The organism is Erythrobacter sp. S227 (assembly GCF_057364925.1).
This window is the reverse complement of sequence record NZ_CP200280.1, coordinates 3142287-3163060: the sequence shown is the minus strand read 5'-3', so window position 1 is coordinate 3163060 and position 20774 is coordinate 3142287. Positions and strand designations below refer to the sequence as shown.

Below are 20774 nucleotides of genomic sequence, written 5' to 3'. Positions count from 1 at the left end.
GCCACAAAAGAGAGTTTTGCGAATAATTCGCAACTTTTCTGTTGCAGTTGAGAATAGCTTTCAATAGCGAGGCTGCAACACCTGACGGAAGGGAATCAACGTGAACACCTACATCGCCCGCACTGCACTATTTCTAGGCTGCGCAAGCATTGCATTTCCTGCGGTTGCCGTTGCCGAAACAAATGCCGAGGCGAGCGCCGAAACGCGTACAGGACCGGATACCACTTTGGTCTCTGACGCTGGACCGATCATGGAGACAATAGGCGACAACATCCTTGTATCGGGTGATGTTCTCCAATCCTCTGCGGTCAATTCGGTCAAAACCCCAACCCCGATTATCGACGTGCCGCAAAGCCTCTCGATCACCACCGATGAGCAGATTCAGGATCGCGGCTGGGTCAGCATTGGCGAGATCATCGACTACACGCCGGGCGTCAACACATCGCAGGGCGAAGGTCACCGTGACGCCGTCGTCTTCCGCGGTGTTCGCTCCACAGCCGACTTCTTCATCGATGGCGCGCGCGATGACGTGCAATACTATCGCAGCCTCTATAATATCGAGCAGGTCGAAATCCTGCGCGGCCCCAACGCACTCCTTTTCGGTCGCGGCGGTGCAGGCGGCGTTTTGAACCGTGTGACCAAGAAAGGCGAGTTTGACAGCAACTTTGCCGGTGGCCAAATCGCGGTCGACACCTTTGGCGAGTTCAGCGTCTTTGCCGACTTCAACCTCTCATCCTCCGACACCGCAGCCTTCCGTCTGAATGCGGCCTACGAAAGCCTCAACAATCACCGCGATCTGTATGATGGCGAACGCATCGGCATCAATCCGACCGCGCGCTTTGCCTTGGGCGAGGACACGATTGTCGATCTGTCATATGAATATGCCAACCACCGCCGTTTCATCGACCGCGGCATTCCGACCGGTGCGGATGGCCGTCCGGTCGAAGCACTTGACCGTGTGACCTTCGGAACCTCGGAAGAAAACTTCGGCGACCTCGAAGCGCATATTTTCCGCGCCAATGTCGCCCACAATTTCTCCGACAATTGGAAGGGTGTGTTCAACGCTTTCTACGGCGATTTCGACAAGATATATGCCAACTTCTTCAACACCGGATATGACCCTGACACCAACCGCGTCGAGCTTGACGGATATATCGACAACACCTTCCGTGAAAACCTGATCCTGTCAGGTAATCTGGTGGGCGAATTTGAAACGGGCTCGCTTTCGCACACGCTTTTGATCGGCGGCGAGTACATCAACACCTCGTCAGACCAGGACCGCTTCAACTCGCGTTTTGACACCTCCGTTCAGGACGCAGCAAACGGCGTGGTTGATCCCTTCTTTGGCGCAGCGCGCTCCGATCAGGCGATCTTCTTTGCCACGCGTCCTCTGGCCCTTCGCGCCAACACCGGCACGCTCGCCGACGGGCGCACCACGACCAATGATTTCACCACCGACCTCAACGACTTCACTCAGGTCGATATCGACGTCTTCTCGCTCTATATTCAGGACGAAGTCGAGATCACCGATTGGCTGAACGTGATCGTAGGCGGGCGCTTCGACAGTTTTGACATCACGGTCAACAATGTCCCCGATGCAGAAATCCGCACTCGCAAGGATGAAGAGTTTTCCCCTCGCGGTGGCCTCATCATCAAGCCGCAAGAAAACATCTCGATCTATGCGAGCTATTCGGAAAGCTTCCTGCCGCGTTCAGGCGAACAGTTTGCCAATATCAATGGCGCCAACAACGCTCTTGACCCCGACCGGTTTGAAAACCTCGAAGCAGGGCTCAAATGGGATTTTGTAAGCGGGCTCAGCCTGACCGCTGCGATCTTTGAAATCCAGCAAAGCTCACCCCAGCCAAGCGATAATGATCCGGCAACGCTCGATGTGATCGACAGCGAGATTCAGGGTTTCGAATTGCAGCTTCAGGGAGAAATTCTCCCCGGATGGAGCGTGATTGCGGGCTATTCCTACCTCGATGGCGAGCAAGTCAGCCGCACCGGCCCCACCGGCCTTCGCCCGCGTGAATTGCCTGAAAACATGTTCTCGATCTGGAATCAGGTGGAAGTCACCGACCGCTTTGGCATCGGGCTTGGCATTACGCATCAGGACGAAAGCTTCATCGACAACGGCAACACCGCTGTCCTTCCCGCCTACACGCGGATTGATGCAGCCGCCTATTACGATGTGAGCGACAATGTGCGCGTGCAGGTCAATGTCGAGAACCTTACCGACACCACCTATTTCCCCAATGCGCACGCCACCCATCAGGCAAGCGTCGGCGCACCGCTCAACGCGCGGTTTGCGATTACGGGACGGTTCTAAGCGGATTAGGCTTCGGGTTCTTCGGAACCCGGAGCCACCCTTAAAGCCGGGACAGCCTGCGCTGCGTCGTCTGCGTCAATCGCAGGTGCGGGCGCTGCGCTGATGCTCTCTTGCCGCTGCGCCACACGGCCCGCGCGTTCAAGCGCGCTGACAAGCCGCGGGTAAACCCCGCAGCGGCAATCATTGGGGATCGCCTCTTCAATCTCCGCTCTGGTGGGTGATGCGTTGCGTTGAATGAGGGCAGCCCCTGCCATCACAATGCCGGGGGTACAAAAGCCGCACTGGATGGCTTGCTCAGCCACCATCGCCTGTTGCACGGGATGAGAGCGATCGCGCGACAACCCCTCGATCGTGGTGATAAAACGCCCCTCCGCCTCTGCCAGAGTAATCCGGCAGGAGCGCAAGGCCGCGCCATCCACAAGCACCGTGCACGCACCGCATTCGCAAGTTGCCCCGCCGCCACCATTCTTGGTGCCGGTAAGGTTCGCTGCCTCGCGAAGCGCAAAGAGAAGCGGCATATCCGGGTCGAGATCAAACTCGACCGGACGCCCGTTTATGGTCATACGCGGCACGACTTACCGTCGAGGTGTCTTGGGTATAACAAGCATAGGGTTTTCGTGTTGCTCGCCTTAGCTGCGCCAGCTGTCGTCGATCTTGTCGATACGGCGCTTCCAAGCCTCGAAATCGAAGACGCCTGCGCCGCCCTGGCTCTGCATGACGGCGAGATCGCGCTGGTGCACGTCAATCACTTCTTGTGGCACGACCTGCGGTTCGCCTTGAGAAAGGGTTGCGATCTGGATCTCGCAGGCACGCTGCAACGCCCACATCTTCACAAACATGCCCTGAATGGTGCCGTCCATGACCACCGGCCCATGGTTGCGCAGCATCAGGATGGTGTGGTTGCCAAGGTTTTGAACCAGACGGTCCCCTTCTTCGGCGCGCACCGTCACGCCTTCAAAGTCGTGATAGCCGATCTGGTCCTGGAAATTGCAGGCGTAGAAACTGATCGGGCGAAGGCCTTCCTTATGGCTGCACACCGCCATCGTTGCGGTCGTGTGCACATGGCAGATCGCATCGGCGCGGCCGCCCAGATGTTTGTGGAAATGCGCGTGCTGGGTGAAGCCCGCCTTGTTCACCATGTATGGCGAACCGCCCACATTGTTGCCCTCGACATCGATCTTCACAAGGTTCGATGCGGTCACTTCGTCATAGAGCAGCCCGAACGGGTTGATGAGGAAGGTGTTCTCTTCGCCCGGCACTTTCAAAGAGATGTGGTTGTAGATCGATTCGCCCCAACCCATGTGGTCGAAAATCCGGTAGCATGCGGCCAGATCAAGGCGTGCCTGCCATTCTTCCTTGCTCACTTTGCCTTCAAGGCTGCTGTCGGGCTTCAATTGCGTTGCCATCGGGTCAATCCCTTCCATCTGGTTCTGTTTAAGCCGCTTATCGCACTAATTTGCCGTGTCGGGCAAGCGTGTCTGAAATGCGGTGTGACAGGCGGTCTGACAGGCGGTGTGAAGTGATTTACTTTGCGCAGATGACATTGGCCCGATAAGCCCCGCGCTTCCATGAGTAACTCCGAAGCCTCCTCTTTCAAAAGTTCGACTGCGAAGCTGACCAGTGGCAGCATCAGGGGGCATCTGGTCTCCCAGACCTTGCCTGCGATCATCGGGGTGACGGCGATCATGTCAATCGGTCTCGTGGACGCCTATTTCATCGGCAAACTGGGATCAGAGGAGCTTGCGGCCATATCCTTCATCTTCCCGGTAACCACCGCGCTGTCATCGCTTGGCGTTGGCGTGATGGTGGGGATCAATTCGGTGGTGGCACGCGCGCTTGGCGAAGGCGATGATGAACGCAGCGCGCGAAGGGCCAATTTCGGTCTGGTCTTCTCCGTCCTCATCGGGATCATCATCGGCGCATCGCTCTTCGCCCTGATCGAGCCGCTCTTCACGCTGATGAATGCACCAGAGCATTTGCGGCCTCTTATTCTCGACTACATGCAACCCTTTGCGCTCGGCTTTCCTTTGATCCTTGCGATTATGGGCTTCAACGGGGTCCTGCGAGGACAGGGCGAGGCGAAGAAGACAAGCTATGTCTCGGTCACCTATGCGGCGGCCAACTGGGTGCTTGATCCGATCCTGATTACCGGCGCTTTCGGGTTTGAGGGATTTGGCATCACTGGCGCGGCCTATGCGAGCATAATCGGCTATGGCATCGGGGCGGTGATGGGTTTCTATCTCTTGCGGCGGACCGATATTCCCTTCGACCCCGCGCTTATCCGCGAAGGCAGCTGGACCGATCCTGCCCTCGCCATCTTGAGGGTTGCGGGCCCTGCGTCATTTTCCAACGCAATCAATCCGATTGGCCTGTCGGTTCTGACCGCAATTGTTGCAACCCAAAGCGAAGCCGCCGTTGCAGGGTTTGGCGCAGCAGGCCGGTTGCAGAGCTTTGCGACGGTCCCCTTGCTCGCGCTGTCCGGTTCCATCGGTGCAATCGTCGGCCAAAACTGGGGCGCGAGGGAATATGAAAGAGCCCGTCACGCAGCGCTTTATGCCTTCGGTTTCTGCCTTGCCTGGGGCCTTTTGCTGGTGGTCCTGTTCGTGCCGCTGGCAGGCCAGTTTGCGAAAGTCTTCACCAGCGACCCGGATGTCACCGAGCAGTTCGTTTTGTACATCAACATCGCGTCATGGGGTTATGCAGGCTTTGGCATCTTGATTGTCAGCAATGGCATATTGAACGCCATCGACAGAGCCTCTTTCGCGCTCACCCAATCGGCTGCGCGCGTGTTCCTTGTGATGTTGCCCTTTGCATGGGTCCTCAATGCCAGCTGGGGCAGTTCTGCGGTGTATTCGGCTGAACTTGCGGCCAATATCTTTGGCGGCCTGACCGGCGCAGCGCTCGCCTATTGGCTGTTGGCCCGAAGAGCGCCCGACAAGGTCGCCAGCTCCGCCTAGAGCCGCCCGAAGCGAGGCCCAAAAACACGGGCGGCGCTCCCACCGGGCGGCAAGGTAGCCATTCATTAACCATCCCCGTTCATAAGCCATTGCGAAGAGCATTCTTCCTAACTGTGAGATCGGGGCACGCACCTTATGGACGACCTGCTGGCGGACTTCGTCGCAGAAACACGCGAGATGCTGGAAGCCAGCTCGGGCGAGATTGTCGCCTGGGAGGCCAATCCGGGTGATCGCGCACGCCTCGATACGATTTTCCGCTTTGTTCACACGATCAAAGGCAATTGCGGCTTTTTTGATTTTCCGCGCCTCGCCAAGCTCAGCCACGCCGCCGAAGACGCGCTGGCCGATTGCCGTGCCGGGCGGCGTCAGCCTGATAGCGAGCTTGTTACCGCCGTTCTGGCCGTCATCGACCGGATTGTGGTCATGGTCGATGCGATTGAGGCCGGTGAAAATTTTCCTTCCGGCGGCGATGACGAACTGATCGAAGCGCTCGCAATGAGCGAGGACCAAGAACCCGACGCCTTTTCGGGCAGCCATGCTGCAATAGCTCAGGAGCAGGCGGGAAGCGAACCGCCTGCCTTTTCGGCCACCGGGGAGACGGCCCCGGACACAAAGAAAACCGACACCGCCTCAATGCAGCGGTCAATTCGCCTCCCCGTTGATCTGCTTGATCGGGTGATGAGCGGCGTTTCCGACATGGTTCTGGCGCGCAACGACCTTGCCCATCGCCTGCGACAGGCAGGCACACAGCCGATGATCGATGGCCCGTTCGAGCGGCTGACCACGATCCTTTCCGATGTTCGCGATGCCATTACCCGCATGCGGATGCAGCGGATCGAAACCCTGTTCAGCGCCTTTCCGCGCCTTGTTCGCGATCTCTCCAACGATCTTGGCAAGCAGGTCATGATCGATATCGAAGGCGGAGATGTCGAGCTTGACCGCGAGATGATCGAAACAATCCGCGATCCGCTCACCCATATCATTCGCAATTCCATCGACCACGGCATTGAAAAGCCGTCCGAGCGCCTCTCCCTTGGCAAGCGCGAGATCGGATTTCTCTCTATCGCCGCGCGTCAGGCCGGCAATATGATCCTGATCGTGGTCAGCGATGACGGGCGCGGCCTGCGCGAAGACAATATCGCAGACAAAGCGGTCGAAACGGGCCTGATCACCGAAGCCGAGCGCAGCGAGATGAGCCGCGATGCCATTATGCAGCTTGTCTTTCATCCCGGATTTTCCACCGCCGAGACGGTCAGCAATATTTCCGGGCGCGGGGTCGGTCTCGACGTCGTGCGACAAAACCTCGAGCGTGTGGGCGGCGCGATTTCGGTCACATCGACCGAGGGTGTGGGAACGCAGTTCACACTGCAAATCCCTCTTACCTTAAGCATTATCGCAGGGCTCACGGTTGAAGCGAGCGGGCAACGCTTCGCCATCCCGCAAAGCTATATAGAGGAGATCATCCACTCGTCGTCAAAAGCGCTCGACTTCACACGGGTAGGCGAAACCGCGCTGGTGACGTTCCGCGGCAAGCGCGTGCCCTGCCTGCTTCTCAACGATGCATTGGGCCTGCCGCCGAGCCAAGTGGCCGAGAGCGAATTGACGATGGTGATGCTGCGCCTTGCCAACGGGGATTTGTTCGCCATTGGCGTCGATGCAATCCATTCCCACGGCGATATTGTGGTCAAACCGCTTGCGCCTGCGGTAATGAAGGCGGGCATTTATGCTGGGTCCACTCTGCTTGATGATGGCCAGCCGGTCCTTCTCCTCGATGTGACCAGCATCGCCACCCGGCACAATATCACCACCGATCTCAGAAGCCGGTTCCTGCAAAGCGAAGAGAAAACCGCCGAGGCAGTGCCGGGCCACATGGGCCGCGCAATGATCTTCAAAGACTTTGACGGTCGCCGCTGCGGTGTGCGCTTGGAGCTGGTCCAGCGGATCGAGACAATTGCAATGGAGGCTGTGGACCAAACGGCGAAGCAAACGCGCGCGATAGTCGAAGGGCAAATTCTGCCTCTCGTCGGCCTTCCCGAGGAAGCCCTCAAGCTTGAAAAACTGCGCCTGCTGCGACTGAATGATGGCGCTATGACGCTGCTTTATGCCGTGCGCGAGGTCGAGGAGGCAATCGAGCTCAAAGGCGACCTTAAACCGGTCAGCGATGAAGACATGATCGAGGCCGTCACTCTTGTTGGCGGCAAAACCATCAGCCTCATCGATGGACACAAACTCTTCGCCCGCTTTGGCGAGGCACCTGCAGCCACTTCAAGACCGCTGTGCCGCATCCCCGAAGGTGAATGGGCCCGTACCATCCTTGCGCCGCTGGTTTCATCGGCTGGGTATGACATCGTCTCGGACCCCGACACACACGAAGACGTCGCGATCTGGTTCGACGATCAGTATGAGGCGGCCGTTGCCCTTGATGCGCCCTTCCCGGCACCCGTCGTGCGGTTAAGCGATACGCCCGATGCAGGTGAAAATAGCGATACGGTTTACAAATATGACCGCGAAGGATTGGTCGAAGCGCTGCGCCAGGTTCGCCGCGCAGGAGGGGGATCGCAATGAATTCGCTCTTGGTCATGGCCCTGATCGCAGGGCGTCGCTGCGCATTCCCTGCGCCCGATGTGCAATCGGTGATCGAGATCGGGACCATCACTCCGATCCCGCACACGCCCGACTACATCACAGGCCTGACCGCCATGCGCAGTCAGGCTCTGACCGTTCTGGATTGCCGCACAGCCATCGGCTTTGACGCAGACAAATTTGAAACCGACCACCGCGCGATTGTCGCAAGCTATCGCGGGGATTCATACGCCCTTCGTGTGGACGCAATCGAGGATATCTGCAGCGCCGTGAGCGAACCTACCGATGTACGAGGCGGTTTTGGCGAACAATGGGCACAGGCGGCCAGAGGCCTGATCGAAACCCGCGCTGGTCCTGCACTTTTGCTCGACCTTGAAATGATAATCGACGGCCACGCGTCAATCGGGGCAGCCGCTTAATCCAATCCTTACCTTATCGACCTAGCGATGAGGGCTCTGATCTCGGGGACCACGAATGAAAACCTGCCTTGTCGTTGACAATTCAAAGGTAATCCGCAAAGTTTCAAGGCACATCCTTGAAACGCTTGGCTTTACAGTCGACGAGGCCGAGAACGGCCAGCTGGGTCTGGATGCCTGTGACAAGGCTATGCCCGATGTCATCCTGCTGGACTGGAACATGCCGGTCATGACGGGGATCGAGTTCATAACCCATCTGCGAAAGCGCGAAGGCGGCGATAAGCCCAAGGTTGTTTTCTGCACCACAGAGAATGATGTCGCGCACATTCGCGAAGCGATCAGCGCGGGCGCTGACGAATATGTGATGAAGCCGTTTGACCACGAAACGCTCCAGATCAAATTGCAACTTGTTGGCTTCCCGTGAACGCTCCGCCCCGCCCTCCCCAAGGGCAGGCGCGATTGCGACCCTCTTCGCAGCCACCTGCCAAATCACCGGCCAAGTCACCGGCCAAGTCACCGGCCAAATCTCCCGATAAAGCGGCCAAGGGCGCGCGGATCCGCGTGATGATCGTGGACAATTCGCTCACCGTGCGGACGATCTTTCGGCGCATGGTCGAAGGCGATCCCGCAATGGAAATCGCAGGAACCGCAAGCAGCGGCGAACGCGCGGTTGTCCAGATCAGGAAAGAACCGGCCGACGTCGTGCTGCTCGATCTGGAAATGCCCGGCATGGGCGGGCTTAAATCGCTGCCCGAAATCCTTGCAGCATGTCCGGGAACGCAGGTTCTCGTGGTGTCCTCGCTCACGCAGGATGGCGCAGAAGCGACCGTCAAAGCGCTTTCAAGCGGGGCCGCAGACACTTTGCAAAAACCGCGGCCCGGCGGCTTTAACGAGGATTATCGCAGCCAGCTTCTCGGCAAAATCCGTGCTCTGGGCGGCGACCCGTCCGATGCAGCCCCTTCGGATGGAGAAAACGGCGAGCCGCGCACGTCATCGCGCAGTGCCCCCCTGCTCAAACAGCCCGAGGTGATTGCGATTGGAGCCTCTACCGGAGGCATTCATGCGATCAACCTCTTGCTGCGACAGCTTTCCGCAGCGTGCTCCCTGCCGATTTTGATAACGCAGCACCTTCCCAGCAATTTCATCCCCGTTTTCGCGCGACAAATCGAAGTGGCCAGCGGGCGTCCCACAAAAATCGCGGAAGGCGGGACAGAAATACGTGAAGGCGAAATCGCTATTGCGACCGGCCATGGGCACATGTGTGTGCGCCGCATTGCAGATCGCCTGATTGTCCGCACCTCTGCCGCTCCAGCCGCCAGCGGATGCTTGCCATCGGTCGATCCCATGCTCGCCAGCCTTGCAGAGGCCTGCGATGGCCGTGTTCTTGCGATCATCCTTTCCGGAATGGGGCGGGATGGTCACGATGGCGCACAAAAGCTGGTCGATGCAGGAGGCACAGTCTGGGCGCAAAACGCAGACAGTTGTGCGGTTTGGGGAATGCCGGGCGCGGTCGCAAAGGCAGGCATCGCAAGCCACATCGACACCCCTGAAGGTCTTGGCCAGGCGATTATGGCAAAGTTTGCCAATACCAAGGTGCCCGCCGCCTGAGTGCGGCTGAAGATATATGGAAATCTCCCAGGCCTCTTTTCGGATAATCGCCGACCTTCTGACCCAGAGGACAGGGCAACAGCTGACAGACAACCGCAAATGGCGTCTGACCTCTGCGCTTTCGGGCGTATTTCGCCATCACGGCATCGCCAATATCGATCAACTGGTGTGCATGCTTGATGCAGCGTCCGGCCGGTCAGAGTATGAAAGGCTGGCCGAGGAAATCGTAGAGGCGCTGCTGAACAACGAAACCTATTTCTTCCGCGACAAGCCGACATTTGATCAAATTCCGCTGGAAATCCTGCCGGAATTGAAAAGGCGCCGGGCGCATACGCGGCGGTTGTCCATCTGGTGCGCGGGATGTTCGACCGGACAGGAAGTGCACAGCCTTGGAATGCTTTTTGAAGAGCAAAAGGGCCAATGGGCCGGATGGAACATCGAGATTCTCGGGACCGATATTTCTCGCAAAGCGATCGCTACGGCTCGGGAGGGTCATTACAGCCAGTTCGAAGTCCAGCGCGGGCTTGGTGTCGCGGCAATGCTAAGCCATTTCGACGAAGCTCCAGGTGGTTGGCGCTTGCGCGACAATGCCCGCCGCCTTTGCCGGTTTGAACGGCACAACATGCTGGATCAACCCCCGGGACGCAGCCGGTTTGACCTTGTGCTGTGCCGCAATGTCCTATTGTATTTCGACGCTCGAAAGCGTGCACTGGCCTGTCAAAGGCTGGCAGATGCTCTTGCAAGTGACGGTTTTCTGATGGTCGGCGCTGGTGAAACGGTATCGCCGCACTCCGATGCCTTCGTTCCTTCCAGTAACCGCGCCAGCTTTTTCGAACGAAGCGGCGCCATGCAACAGGCAGAATTCACCGCGCGAATCGCCTGAACAGGCGCGTCCGGTATATTGATCTTGAACCATCGCTGCGTAGTTTATCCCGGGACCGGATTTTACAGAAATTTAGCCATTACTCTTTAGCGTTCTGCGCAAGCGACGGACGATCGCTGTTCAATAAGGGAAGCAGAGTGCCAGGACCGAACAAACCTTTGCGTTTGACTCCAACAGGACTGGTGCTGTTCCCGCTCGCGACTGTCTCGTTGGTGGTTTCCGCGATTGCTCTGGTTGTCATCGCAAGCGAGCATCTGTCCCTCGCCAATCCAAGCCATCTGCTCATCGCTGGCGCGCTCATCTATGCTGCCACGATCTTCTTCGTCAGCCGCAGCAGCTATGCCAATGTGCGCGAACTGGAAGAATTGGCCCTCACCGATCACCTGACTAACCTGCCCAACCGCAGCTCGCTTCGTGATGATATCCGCGCTTTTGCACAAGGCGATGAAGAGTTCGCTTTGGCGATGCTCGACCTTGATGGATTCAAGCAGATCAACGACCGCTACGGCCACGCTGAAGGCGATGAACTGATCAAGCAGTGCGCTTCGCTTTTGCAGGAATTGGTCGGCGATGAGGCACGCTGTTACCGCCTTGGCGGTGACGAGTTTGCAGCTGTTGCGCAAGGCCCGCTCGCTGGCACTATTCTCGAAGGGTTGTGCCGCAAAATCCTTGACCGGTTAAAAACGCCTGTCCGCGTTGGCAACCGCGAATTGGCGATTGGCGCGAGCGTCGGCCTTGCCACCAGCACCGCTGAAATGCACCTCGATGCATCCGAGCTTATGCGGCGCGCGGATGTGGCCATGTATATGTCCAAGCGCGGCGGCAAAATGCGTTGCACATGGTTCAATTCAAGCTTCGATCAACGCCGCGAAATCGTTCGCAACCTCGAAGACGGATTGCGCCTGGGGCTTAAGAGAGGCGAGTTTGAGCTGGACTATCAGCCGCTGGTCGATGCCCAATCGGGCCGGATCGTCGCTGTTGAAGCGCTGCTTCGCTGGGTGCCTGCCGATGGCAAGAGGATCGGGCCAAACGTATTCATTCCGGTGGCCGAAGAATCGGGGATCATCAACCCGATCGGACTGTGGGTCCTGAAAGAAGCCATGACCAAAGCGCGCAGCTGGCCGGGGATCGCCCTGTCGGTCAACATATCTGCGGCGCAATTGCGCAACTCGGAATTTGCGATCAAGCTGGGCGAGATATTGGAAGAGACCGGCTATCCCCCCCACATGCTCGAGCTGGAGGTCACCGAGACCTATCTGGTGCTCGACCCGCATGTCGCCGAACGCACTCTGGATGTGATCCGCAAGTTCGGCGTAAAAATCTCGCTCGATGATTTTGGCACAGGCTACGCCTCGATCGGATTTCTGCGCCAGTTCCGTTTCGACAAGCTGAAACTGGATCGCAGCCTTGTCGTTCAGGCGTGCCAGGACGAGGGAAGCCGCGCCATGATGCTGTCCAGCATCGCCGTTGCCCGCGCGCTTGAAATGGGCGTGACCGCAGAAGGTGTCGAGACAGACGATCAGGCGGACATGGTTCGCCTGGCTGGCTGTGACCAGATCCAGGGCTGGCTGTATTACAAACCCATGCCCGCCCCGCAGGTCGACGCGCTGATCGAGCTTCAGTCGGGGCGCGATTTCGACCGCTGCGAAGCTGCCGTGACGGCCATGCCCCGAATGGCCGAGCCTACCCCTGTGAAACTACGGGCTGCGCGATAGGCCCTTAGCCGTAAGCCGTTTCAAACATCATCGCCAAATTCGGCGAGCAGTTCGAGATATTCCGCATCGCGAACCAGCAATGCGCGGCCCTCTCGCGCGATGATGCCCTGGCTTTCCCATTCTGAGAGCAGGCGGCTGACATTCTCGCGCGCTAACCCTGCAAAAGCGCCCAGATCATTCTGGCTCGGGTCGTAGATCAAATGCCCGTCATCGCGCGATTGATCGACCAGGCGCACAAGCGCACGGGCCAATCGCGGGCCCATGGAGAACGTCCGGTCGCTTTCGACCACAAGGTTCAATTGCCGCACCCGCCGGGAAAGCTCGCGCATCACGCCAACAACCGACGCAGGATTGGTCGAGACCGTTTCAAGGAACACGCTGGTCGGCAATAACAATGCCTCTGACGGGACAACCGCTGTTACCGATGCGGTTCGCGGGCCGCTGTCGAGGAGGGCGATTTCGCCCACCAGCTCATTGGGCGCGCAATAGTTGAGGATGATCTCGCGCCCGCCAGCGCTGACAAAGCTGATCTTCAATGCGCCGGACAGGAGATAGACGGCAAAGTCGCCATCCTCATCGCCCTGGTTGATGAGCACGTCGCCTTTCTTGAGCGTGCGGCGGGTCGATTTGGCGAGCAAACGCTCCAACTGCTCGGGCGATAGCGCGTGCAAAAGGCTATCGGAGGCAAGCGTATCAATGATCGTTTTGGCCGTATCCATATTCGCGCTTCCCTGCACCATATCCTGAAACCGCACTCTCAAGCGTTACCCCTGAGGGGCGGCTTTCGAAAGTTTCAAACACATTGGCGCAAAATTTGTGAGCTGAATAGTGATGGTCATCACAGACCCAAAGAACGACCCTGCCTAAATGACCCCCATGCTTACGACGTCACGCAAACGCCGTCACGCATAGCGGGGGGAGCATACGCGGGGGCAAAAGAAGGCGACCCGAGCGGAAGGGTGGTGCACCCTTCCGGCGCCTGGCCCACACTTCGGGGGGAAGTGTGGGCCTTACCCGCCATTTTCCTACTGCAAGAGCGCTTGCTAAGGCTTGAGGATGCTTGCTTGTCCTCGCCCGGCTTTAATCGCTTTTCCCGATCAAACCGCGCGTTTTCAATCGAACCGATTTCTTGCCCTGGACAGTGTGTCAAGTGTGTCAAAACTTGCGTTTAATCGCATGGATAGAAAGGGTTACGATTTCAGGGGAGGTGGCGCGCCCTGCAGGATTCGAACCTGCGGCCTCAGGATTAGAAATCCCGTGCTCTATCCAACTGAGCTAAGGGCGCGCATCGTGGGTGCCTATATCGCGCGCCATAGCGTGCTTTGCGTCAGTTTCAAATCGCGCTAACGGCTGAGCAATGGAAAAAGACCAAACCTCTCCGGATCAGGGCATTGATAGGGGCATCGATAGGGGCGCCGCCTTCGATACCGATCCAAATGACGGTATTCAGGCGACCAGCCGCGCACCGGTGACGTTCAAATACTATGACTTTGTGATGGCGGCCTTCGTCGCGATCCTGTTGCTGTCGAACATCATTGGCGCTGCGAAAACGACCTTTGTCGAAGTGCCGTTCTGGCCCGATGATCTTTGGCCTGCACCCGACGGCGTGTTCGTTTACGGCGCGGGGATCCTGTTCTTTCCATTGGGCTATGTGATCGGCGACGTCCTCACAGAGATTTACGGCTTTGCACGGGCCCGGCGGGTGATCTGGACCGGCTTTGCCGCCATGCTGTTCCTTGCCTTCATGAGCTATGTCGTGGTCGCCCTGCCCCCGTTTGATGACTGGCGTTGCGCGGCAAGCGGCTTTGACGGGCAAGGCCCGCTGACGGCTCGTGGCGGCAATGATGTGCCATTGGGGCAGATTTGTCAGGAAACCTATGTCTCCGTCTTTGGCAATGCATGGCGCATTGTGGCCGCGTCCATCATCGCCTTTTGGGCGGGCGAATTCGTAAATTCCTATGTGATGGCCAAGATGAAGGTCTGGACCAAAGGCAAGGCGCTCTGGACCCGTACGATTGGCTCGACCGTTGTGGGTCAGGGTGTCGACAGCCTGATCTTCTACCCGCTTGCGTTCTACGGCATCTGGAGCACCGAATTGGTCATCACCGTCATGATCACCAATTGGCTGTTGAAGGTCTTTTGGGAGGCAGCTTTGACGCCGGTGACCTATTTCGTGGTGGGTAAGCTCAAGAAGGCAGAAGGGGTGGATCTGTTTGACACAGACACCGATTTCTCGCCCTTTTCGACGCGGAAAGCTTAGGAGACCTCGCCAATACGCAATTCGTCATCGCCCACGATTTCAACGGTCCAGTCAAGACCAAGGCGCCCGGCAAGGAGTTTGATGTCCTTTTCAGGGGTAAGGCCGAAAAGCGCAGCCTGACGTTCTGCAAGCCGCAAGGTAAGTTTGCCGTCCTCAACGCTAAGGCGGCTCTCTTGCAGGGACCGGCGCGAACCCGCGCCAAGCCTTCGGGCAAGGCGTGTCGCAAGGCCCCAGCAGATCGCCTCCTCAAGCGCTTCCTCGCTCGCCAAAGCAGTCACTTCGTCAGGAAGGTCAAGCGCATTACCATTGGCGGCAATGGCCGCTGCAAGCATCGCCCGCTCTTTGCCATCGACCGCGATCCAGCGCTTGTGCAGGGCCCAGTCAATCGCTTGCGGCAGCCGGATATTGGGCTCGATCTGCATAGAAGCAAGCGCCAGCATGGTCGCCGCCATGCGCAGCCTCTCGGTTCCATGAGGTTCGCTCTCGGGACCACGTGAAGGCGCTGCATCAACGGTCCAGCTAGCGATACGCGTTGCCAGAGTTGCGGGCGCACCGCGCTGGGCAGCGAAGACCGAGATACCTGCCAGAAGAGGATCGCGTGACTGTGTGTGCTCGGGCAGCGAATCAAAGAGCAATCCTTCGCGAATGCCCCAGGAGGAGAAGATGATCCGGCTGGGTTCAAACCGCGAAAGCATCGCCTCTGCCAGAACCGAGGCATCTGGCAGCTTCTCGGCGCGCATGGAGGAAATCCGGTCGCGCATCTTGAGGCTTTCAATCGTCTCGTTCGCGAGCGCCTTACCTAGCAAGCGCTTGGCTGCTTTGGGATCAAGTTCAAAGCCGTGGGGGTCGGAAAGCGGGTGACCTTGCTCCTGCATTGCATAAACCGCCATCGTGCGAAGCGTACCGCCAACAAGATAGAGCGGCTCGCCTTTGACAATATCAGGCGCGCCTTTCTTGAGAGCTTTTTCCAACCCCTTCCGCATGTCAGAACGCGTTTCGCCGCGGAGATCGGGAAGCCGCAAAGTGCCAAGCGGCAAGGACACCGGATCGCGTACACCCTTGTCGGTTATGCGCACCAGCTCGAGGCTCCCGCCTCCCAAATCGGCAACCGTCCCGCGCGCGCCGGGGAAAGCGCCGATGACGCCATTGGCGCTCAGGCACGCCTCTTCCTCGCCGGTGACAATCTTGGGATCGAACCCAAGCTTCTTAAGCTTGCTGATGAACTTGCTGCCATTGCTAGCCTCGCGCACAGCAGCAGTGGCGACCGTTTCGACGTTCTCGACTTTCAGGTCTTGAAGCAAAAGCGCAAATCGTTCGAGCCCGCGCATCGCAAGCTCGATCGCTTCGTCGGCCAGAACGCCCTTGCTCGCAATATCTCGCCCGAGTTTTGCGGAGACCTTTTCATTGAGAAGCACGGTGGGTGCTCGCATGGAGCCACCGTAGATCATCATGCGAACCGTATTGGACCCGATATCAATAATCGCGCGGCCAGGCGTGTTTCCCGAGAAAGTCCCCTCGCGATTCGCACGGCGCTTCGCCGAATTCATCCAGCGCGTCCCTTGCGCAAGGAGAGCTTGGGCACACCGCCCGCTTCCAATGCTCCGCCGCGACCTGACAAGGATGGGTTTGTCATAAAATATCTGTGGCAGTTAAAGGGCTTGCTGTCACCTTCGATAGGGTGCTCGACCCGTGCATAACTGCCGTCTGCATGAAGCCACCAACTCTGTTCGACATCGAGCATATTGGCGAGCAAGACCTGCTGAAGGATCTGATCGTGCACTGTGCGATTGAGTATCGGAATGAGTGCTTCGACACGGCGATCAAGGTTGCGCCCCATAAGGTCGGCAGATGCAATATACACCAAAGTTCCGGGGCTTGGCATCGGTTCACCATTGGCAAAGGCGTAGATGCGGCTGTGCTCGAGGAAGCGGCCGATAATCGACTTCACGCGAATGTTCTCGGAAAGATCAGGAACTCCAGGTCTAAGGCAGCAAATGCCCCTCACCACCAGTTCGACCGAAACCCCTGCATTGCTTGCGGCGTAGAGCCGGTCGATCATGCCGGAATCGGTAAGCTGGTTGCACTTGATCCAGATCGCTGCTGGTTTGCCGTCCAGCGCATTGGCTATCTCCGCATCGATCCGCTCATAAATCTTCTCGCGAAGATTAAGCGGCGCAATAGCGATGTGTTCAAGGTCGGTTGGTTCGACATAGCCGGTCACAAAATTCATCATCTTCGCCGCGTCCTGACCCAGTTTCGGATCGGCGGTAAAGAAGCTGAGATCGGTGTAAATCTTGGCTGTGACCGGGTGATAATTGCCAGTGCCAAAGTGGCAATAGGTACGAAAACCGCTTTCTTCGCGTCGCACCACCATCGCAATTTTCGCGTGGGTTTTCCAATCGGTGAAACCATAGATCACCTGAACCCCTGCGCGCTCCAGCTTGGCGGCCCATTTGAGGTTTTGTTCTTCGTCAAAACGGGCCTTCAACTCGACCACTGCGGTGACCGATTTCCCGTTTTCAGCCGCCTCGATAAGCGCATTGATAACGGCAGATTGAGAGCCCGCACGGTAAAGCGTCTGCTTGATCGCGACCACGTCAGGGTCGGCTGCGGCCTGCCGGATAAAGTCGACCACTACCTCGAAGCTTTCGTAGGGGTGGTGGACCACGATGTCCTTTTCGCGGATCGCAGAAAACACATCGCCATCATGTTCGCGAACACGTTCGGGATAGCGCGGGGAGTAAGCGTCAAATTTGAGGTCCGGGCGGTCTTCATCGACGATTTTTGCAAGGCCGTCGATGCCGATCATGCCGTCCGTTTTGATGACGGCGGCCTCGTGCACGCCCAATTGGTCGAGCAGGATCGCTTCGGCCTGCGGGTCGAAATCTTCTTCCAGTTCCAACTGGATCACTTGCCCGCGCCGGCGGCGCTGGATCGCGCTGCGGAAAGTGCGCACAAGGTCTTCGGCCTCTTCCTCGATCTCGATATCACTGTCGCGAAGGACCCGGAAAAGACCGTCGCCTTCAATCTTGAAACCGGGAAACAGCTTCGCCGCGTACCGCTGAATAAGGCTCGCGATAGAGATGTAGACCGCCTCGCCTGCCCCTGCGATATCGCCGGGCACCCGGACAAAGCGCGGCAAAGCTGTGGGGATCAGGATCATCTCGCTGATCTGTTCCTGATCGGCCTCGCGCGTGAGAGTGAACAGCAATCCCATCCCCTCATTATGAACGAAGGGGAACGGGTGCGCCGGATCAAGCGCCTGAGGGGTGATGACGGGCAAAATCTCATCGAGAAAGAATGCCTCGAGCCATGCGTGAGCCGCGGGCTCAACCCGTTTCTCATCGGCGATATGAATGCCTGTATCGGCCAGTGCTGCACGAAGATCGCGCCAGATATGCTGTTGGCGCGCAGTGATCGCGGCAAGCTTGTTTCGAATGGCCGTCAATTGCTGTGTCGGGGTGCGACCATCGATTGCGGGCTTTTCAATTCCCCGCTTTGCTTGCCCGACAAGGCCCGCCACGCGGATCATCATGAATTCGTCGAGATTGCTCCCGGAAATCGAAAGGAACTGCAAACGTTCGAGCAGCGGATAGCGCTCGTTGCAAGCCTCGGCCAACACGCGCTCGTTGAAGGCCAGCCAGGAAAGCTCGCGGTTGAAATAGTTCTCGCTGCCCGGCGCATTTACAACCTGCGGAACCGAGGGAGGAGAAGCTGCCGAGACAGATGCATGCGGCATGGTCGCGTTAATTGCTGCATCAAGGATATTCGGGCTGCTCATTGGGGTCCTGCCTGCTTTCTCTCAGCTACCCAGATGGCAATTGCGAGGCGATTTTCAAAGGAGAGATTTGCTATCCGCAATCGCAGTGATCCCGCGCTTGCCTGTACCATCGCGGCCAAGCTGGACGATCACGTCGATCACGCTTGCGGCATATTCGATCGTATCCTGCCGCGTCAGCCCGATCCCCGTTTGCATCACCATAAGCGACAATTGCTCAAGCGCGCCGCGCAAGGAATTGGCGTGGATGGTCGAAAAACTGCCCGGGTGGCCGGTGTTGATAGCGCGAAGGAAAGAGACACTTTCAGCGCCGCGAAGCTCGCCCAAGACGATGCGGTCCGGGCGCAGGCGCAGGGCGGCTTGAAGCAGTTCGTTGGGAGTGACCTTCGCCTCTCCCAGCTCACCCTTCACAGCGACAAGACCAACCGAATTCGCGCCGGGGAATTTAAGCTCAGGCGTATCCTCAACCATCACTACACGCTCTTCGCGCGGGATCTCTCCCATCATCGCGTTGAGGAAAGTGGTCTTGCCCGTGCTTGTCCCGCCCGAGATCAGGATCGTTCGGCGATTTTGAATGGCGGTGCGCAGGTAAGCGATAGGCTCCCGGCTGGCATCGGGCATGGCAACCTCTTGCTCGCCCATCAATGGCCCCGCGTCATAGGCATCAAGCGGCAGATCAAGCCTGCGGTGACGGCGGATGGCCATGACCCAGTGCTTGCGGCTTGCAGGAGGGCCGCAAAACTGAATACGCGCGCCATCTGGCAAGGTCGCCCCCAAAAGCGGGTGTTCGCGGTTGATCCCCTGATGGCTGACCCGCGCGACTTGTTCGGCGAGGCGTTGCACAAGGCGGTCGTCAATCTCGGGCGTGATGATCTTCTTCATGCCCGGATCACGTGCATCTTCGACCCAGACTTCGCCAGGCTTGTTGACCATGATCTCTGTTACGGTGTCTTGTTCGAGCCAGCGCCGGAACGGGGCAAGATAAGCATCAAGATAGACGCTGCGCTCGCCTGCAATCGGTGCGTCCGGTGCCTCCACCGGCCCTGTCTCAACCGGCCCTGTCTCTACCGGCCCAGCCTCCGGAGAGGTGTTGAGGGAGTGTATATCCGCGCTCATTGCGCAACCGTGCTAAAGTCCAGATCGCGCGCGGTGAAGACGCGGATCGGTTCACCCATGCGCACGCGGATTGTGGGGCTGATGGCGCCGTCTTGCTGTGCCGCGATGGAGGCAGCGCTTTGCCCTGCTCCGCCAAGCACAACCGAAGTCCCACCAGACGCAATTGCGCCAAGCCCACCGACGACTGAGAGCAGCATGGCTGAACCAAAGCGGCGGAAGAAGTGGTTGTTTACATCGCCCTCAAGCCCAGTGGTCCCGTCAAAGGCGACCGCCGGCGAGGCGATATTGACCGATGCGCCGTCGGGGCGAATGAGCCTTGTCCAGATGACATAGGCGCGTTTTTGCCCTTGCTGTACGCCCGATTGATATTGACCGATAAGGCGCGAGGAACGCGGGACGAGCACCTTTGTGCCATCAAAACTGCGCACGTCCTGGCTAACAACAGCGCGGACATATCCTGGCACATCGGTGTTGATCGCGGTCTCCAGGATCGCGGGGATCATCGTCCCTTCCGTGACCGTGGTGGACGGATTGGTCATTGCCCGTGCCTGAGCAGGTGCGCCCCCCACCCCTCCGATACGGCTGGCGAACGCAGCGGCTGAACCGCCTGAGCCATTTTCATTGACCGCGCTGCCCGCAGCTGGCGCGGCGACTGCTTCGGTTGCATTGGCGGCCTGACGCGCAGCGGCGCTGGCATCAAAGACAAGCGAGGGCGTCGCATAAGGATTGACCGCCGGGCCTGTCGCAGGACGGTTCGCAAGGACGGGAGATGGTGCGGGATCAACCGGAGCCACAACTGGCGCAACCGGCGCTGCCACTTCCACTGGCCCTGCGGGAGGGACGGTGGCGGGCACTGGTGCGGGAGCGGCGGTTCCGACTGTCTCGGGTTCCGGCAATTGCGCGGCGTTCATTGCCCAAAATGTGGTCGCCCCCAAAAGACCGACGATGGCAACACCGGCCGCCAATCCCAGCCCTTCGGTTTTGGTCTTGCGCTGCGCCACGGGCGAAAACCCGTTGCGACTCGCAAGGTCGATGACCTCGGCGCTCGTCTCTTCACGCGGGTCCGTATCGACAGGCCCTTTGCCGCCGGATTTGGATGGAAGTCGCATAGCAAGTCGCATTATGTCAT

Annotated in this window: 16 protein-coding genes and 1 tRNA gene; 9 read left to right on the top strand and 8 right to left on the bottom strand. The window is 58.5% G+C overall.

Annotation, left to right across the window (positions count from 1 at the left end):
- Positions 1 to 100 precede the first annotated feature (100 nt).
- Positions 101 to 2329: a TonB-dependent receptor gene (locus AC0V6Q_RS14995; RefSeq protein WP_486169178.1), complete on the top strand. Its 2229-nt coding sequence runs from the start codon at positions 101 to 103 to the stop codon at positions 2327 to 2329.
- A gap of 5 nt (positions 2330 to 2334) precedes the next feature.
- On the opposite strand, the gene AC0V6Q_RS14990 is transcribed toward AC0V6Q_RS14995, so the two are convergent.
- Both AC0V6Q_RS14990 and AC0V6Q_RS14985 read right to left on the bottom strand, forming a co-directional pair.
- A complete protein-coding gene (locus AC0V6Q_RS14990) occupies positions 2335 to 2901 on the bottom strand; it encodes a (2Fe-2S)-binding protein (RefSeq protein ID WP_486169177.1) in 567 nt (188 codons plus the stop codon).
- Between the two features lie 57 nt (positions 2902 to 2958).
- Positions 2959 to 3735 (bottom strand): class II aldolase/adducin family protein, encoded by a 777-nt coding sequence (locus AC0V6Q_RS14985; protein ID WP_486169176.1) that lies wholly within the window; start codon positions 3733 to 3735, stop codon positions 2959 to 2961.
- A gap of 162 nt (positions 3736 to 3897) precedes the next feature.
- Here AC0V6Q_RS14985 and AC0V6Q_RS14980 point away from each other — a divergent pair, with 162 nt between their 5' ends.
- The 7 genes from AC0V6Q_RS14980 to AC0V6Q_RS14950 all read left to right on the top strand — a co-directional run bounded on the left by AC0V6Q_RS14980 (position 3898) and on the right by AC0V6Q_RS14950 (position 12491).
- On the top strand, positions 3898 to 5286 hold the full coding sequence (locus tag AC0V6Q_RS14980) for an MATE family efflux transporter (RefSeq protein WP_486169175.1): 1389 nt from the start codon (positions 3898 to 3900) through the stop codon (positions 5284 to 5286).
- A gap of 135 nt (positions 5287 to 5421) precedes the next feature.
- Positions 5422 to 7851 carry a chemotaxis protein CheA gene (locus AC0V6Q_RS14975; RefSeq protein ID WP_486169174.1) on the top strand — a complete coding sequence of 810 codons (2430 nt, stop codon included), beginning with the start codon at positions 5422 to 5424 and terminating at the stop codon, positions 7849 to 7851.
- Complete coding sequence (locus tag AC0V6Q_RS14970; protein ID WP_486169173.1) at positions 7848 to 8288, top strand: chemotaxis protein CheW; 441 nt, start codon at positions 7848 to 7850, stop codon at positions 8286 to 8288. The genes AC0V6Q_RS14975 and AC0V6Q_RS14970 overlap by 4 nt, the downstream gene beginning before the upstream one ends.
- 55 nt (positions 8289 to 8343) lie before the next feature.
- Positions 8344 to 8709, top strand: a complete 366-nt coding sequence (locus AC0V6Q_RS14965; RefSeq protein WP_486169172.1) for a response regulator — start codon at positions 8344 to 8346, stop codon at positions 8707 to 8709.
- 35 nt (positions 8710 to 8744) lie between these two features.
- On the top strand, positions 8745 to 9893 hold the full coding sequence (gene cheB / locus AC0V6Q_RS14960) for a chemotaxis-specific protein-glutamate methyltransferase CheB (RefSeq protein ID WP_486169171.1): 1149 nt from the start codon (positions 8745 to 8747) through the stop codon (positions 9891 to 9893).
- 16 nt (positions 9894 to 9909) lie between these two features.
- Entirely contained in the window at positions 9910 to 10776 is an 867-nt protein-coding gene (locus AC0V6Q_RS14955; RefSeq protein ID WP_486169170.1) for a CheR family methyltransferase, read from the top strand.
- A gap of 137 nt (positions 10777 to 10913) precedes the next feature.
- Positions 10914 to 12491, top strand: coding sequence for a putative bifunctional diguanylate cyclase/phosphodiesterase (locus tag AC0V6Q_RS14950; protein ID WP_486169169.1), 1578 nt, complete (start codon positions 10914 to 10916; stop codon positions 12489 to 12491).
- 20 nt (positions 12492 to 12511) lie between these two features.
- On the opposite strand, the gene AC0V6Q_RS14945 is transcribed toward AC0V6Q_RS14950, so the two are convergent.
- Both AC0V6Q_RS14945 and AC0V6Q_RS14940 read right to left on the bottom strand, forming a co-directional pair.
- Entirely contained in the window at positions 12512 to 13210 is a 699-nt protein-coding gene (locus AC0V6Q_RS14945) for a Crp/Fnr family transcriptional regulator (protein WP_486169168.1), read from the bottom strand.
- Positions 13211 to 13699: 489 nt separating this feature from the next.
- Positions 13700 to 13776, bottom strand: a tRNA-Arg gene (locus AC0V6Q_RS14940).
- A gap of 72 nt (positions 13777 to 13848) precedes the next feature.
- Here AC0V6Q_RS14940 and AC0V6Q_RS14935 point away from each other — a divergent pair.
- Positions 13849 to 14751, top strand: a complete 903-nt coding sequence (locus AC0V6Q_RS14935) for a queuosine precursor transporter (protein WP_486169167.1) — start codon at positions 13849 to 13851, stop codon at positions 14749 to 14751.
- On the opposite strand, the gene AC0V6Q_RS14930 is transcribed toward AC0V6Q_RS14935, so the two are convergent.
- Genes AC0V6Q_RS14930 through AC0V6Q_RS14915 form a run of 4 tightly spaced genes read right to left on the bottom strand, consistent with a single transcriptional unit; the run spans position 14748 to position 20766 of the window.
- Positions 14748 to 16298: a Ppx/GppA phosphatase family protein gene (locus AC0V6Q_RS14930; RefSeq protein WP_486169166.1), complete on the bottom strand. Its 1551-nt coding sequence runs from the start codon at positions 16296 to 16298 to the stop codon at positions 14748 to 14750. The two genes, AC0V6Q_RS14935 and AC0V6Q_RS14930, sit on opposite strands and share 4 nt — an antisense overlap.
- Positions 16295 to 18532 carry an RNA degradosome polyphosphate kinase gene (locus AC0V6Q_RS14925; protein WP_486169165.1) on the bottom strand — a complete coding sequence of 746 codons (2238 nt, stop codon included), beginning with the start codon at positions 18530 to 18532 and terminating at the stop codon, positions 16295 to 16297. The genes AC0V6Q_RS14930 and AC0V6Q_RS14925 overlap by 4 nt, the downstream gene beginning before the upstream one ends.
- Before the next feature lie 54 nt (positions 18533 to 18586).
- Positions 18587 to 19645, bottom strand: coding sequence for a P-type DNA transfer ATPase VirB11 (virB11, locus tag AC0V6Q_RS14920; RefSeq protein WP_486169164.1), 1059 nt, complete (start codon positions 19643 to 19645; stop codon positions 18587 to 18589).
- Entirely contained in the window at positions 19642 to 20766 is a 1125-nt protein-coding gene (locus AC0V6Q_RS14915; protein WP_486169163.1) for a TrbI/VirB10 family protein, read from the bottom strand. The genes virB11 and AC0V6Q_RS14915 overlap by 4 nt, the downstream gene beginning before the upstream one ends.
- Positions 20767 to 20774 lie beyond the last annotated feature (8 nt).

Coding starts and splice junctions, on each gene's coding strand:
- AC0V6Q_RS14985 (WP_486169176.1), bottom strand. CDS start 3,735: ATGGCAACGCAATTGAAGCCCGACAGCAGCCTTGAAGGCAAAGTGAGC.
- AC0V6Q_RS14980 (WP_486169175.1), top strand. CDS start 3,898: ATGAGTAACTCCGAAGCCTCCTCTTTCAAAAGTTCGACTGCGAAGCTG.
- AC0V6Q_RS14975 (WP_486169174.1), top strand. CDS start 5,422: ATGGACGACCTGCTGGCGGACTTCGTCGCAGAAACACGCGAGATGCTG.
- AC0V6Q_RS14970 (WP_486169173.1), top strand. CDS start 7,848: ATGAATTCGCTCTTGGTCATGGCCCTGATCGCAGGGCGTCGCTGCGCA.
- AC0V6Q_RS14965 (WP_486169172.1), top strand. CDS start 8,344: ATGAAAACCTGCCTTGTCGTTGACAATTCAAAGGTAATCCGCAAAGTT.
- AC0V6Q_RS14955 (WP_486169170.1), top strand. CDS start 9,910: ATGGAAATCTCCCAGGCCTCTTTTCGGATAATCGCCGACCTTCTGACC.
- AC0V6Q_RS14945 (WP_486169168.1), bottom strand. CDS start 13,210: ATGGATACGGCCAAAACGATCATTGATACGCTTGCCTCCGATAGCCTT.
- AC0V6Q_RS14935 (WP_486169167.1), top strand. CDS start 13,849: ATGGAAAAAGACCAAACCTCTCCGGATCAGGGCATTGATAGGGGCATC.
- AC0V6Q_RS14930 (WP_486169166.1), bottom strand. CDS start 16,298: ATGAATTCGGCGAAGCGCCGTGCGAATCGCGAGGGGACTTTCTCGGGA.
- AC0V6Q_RS14925 (WP_486169165.1), bottom strand. CDS start 18,532: ATGAGCAGCCCGAATATCCTTGATGCAGCAATTAACGCGACCATGCCG.
- virB11 (WP_486169164.1), bottom strand. CDS start 19,645: ATGAGCGCGGATATACACTCCCTCAACACCTCTCCGGAGGCTGGGCCG.
- AC0V6Q_RS14915 (WP_486169163.1), bottom strand. CDS start 20,766: ATGCGACTTGCTATGCGACTTCCATCCAAATCCGGCGGCAAAGGGCCT.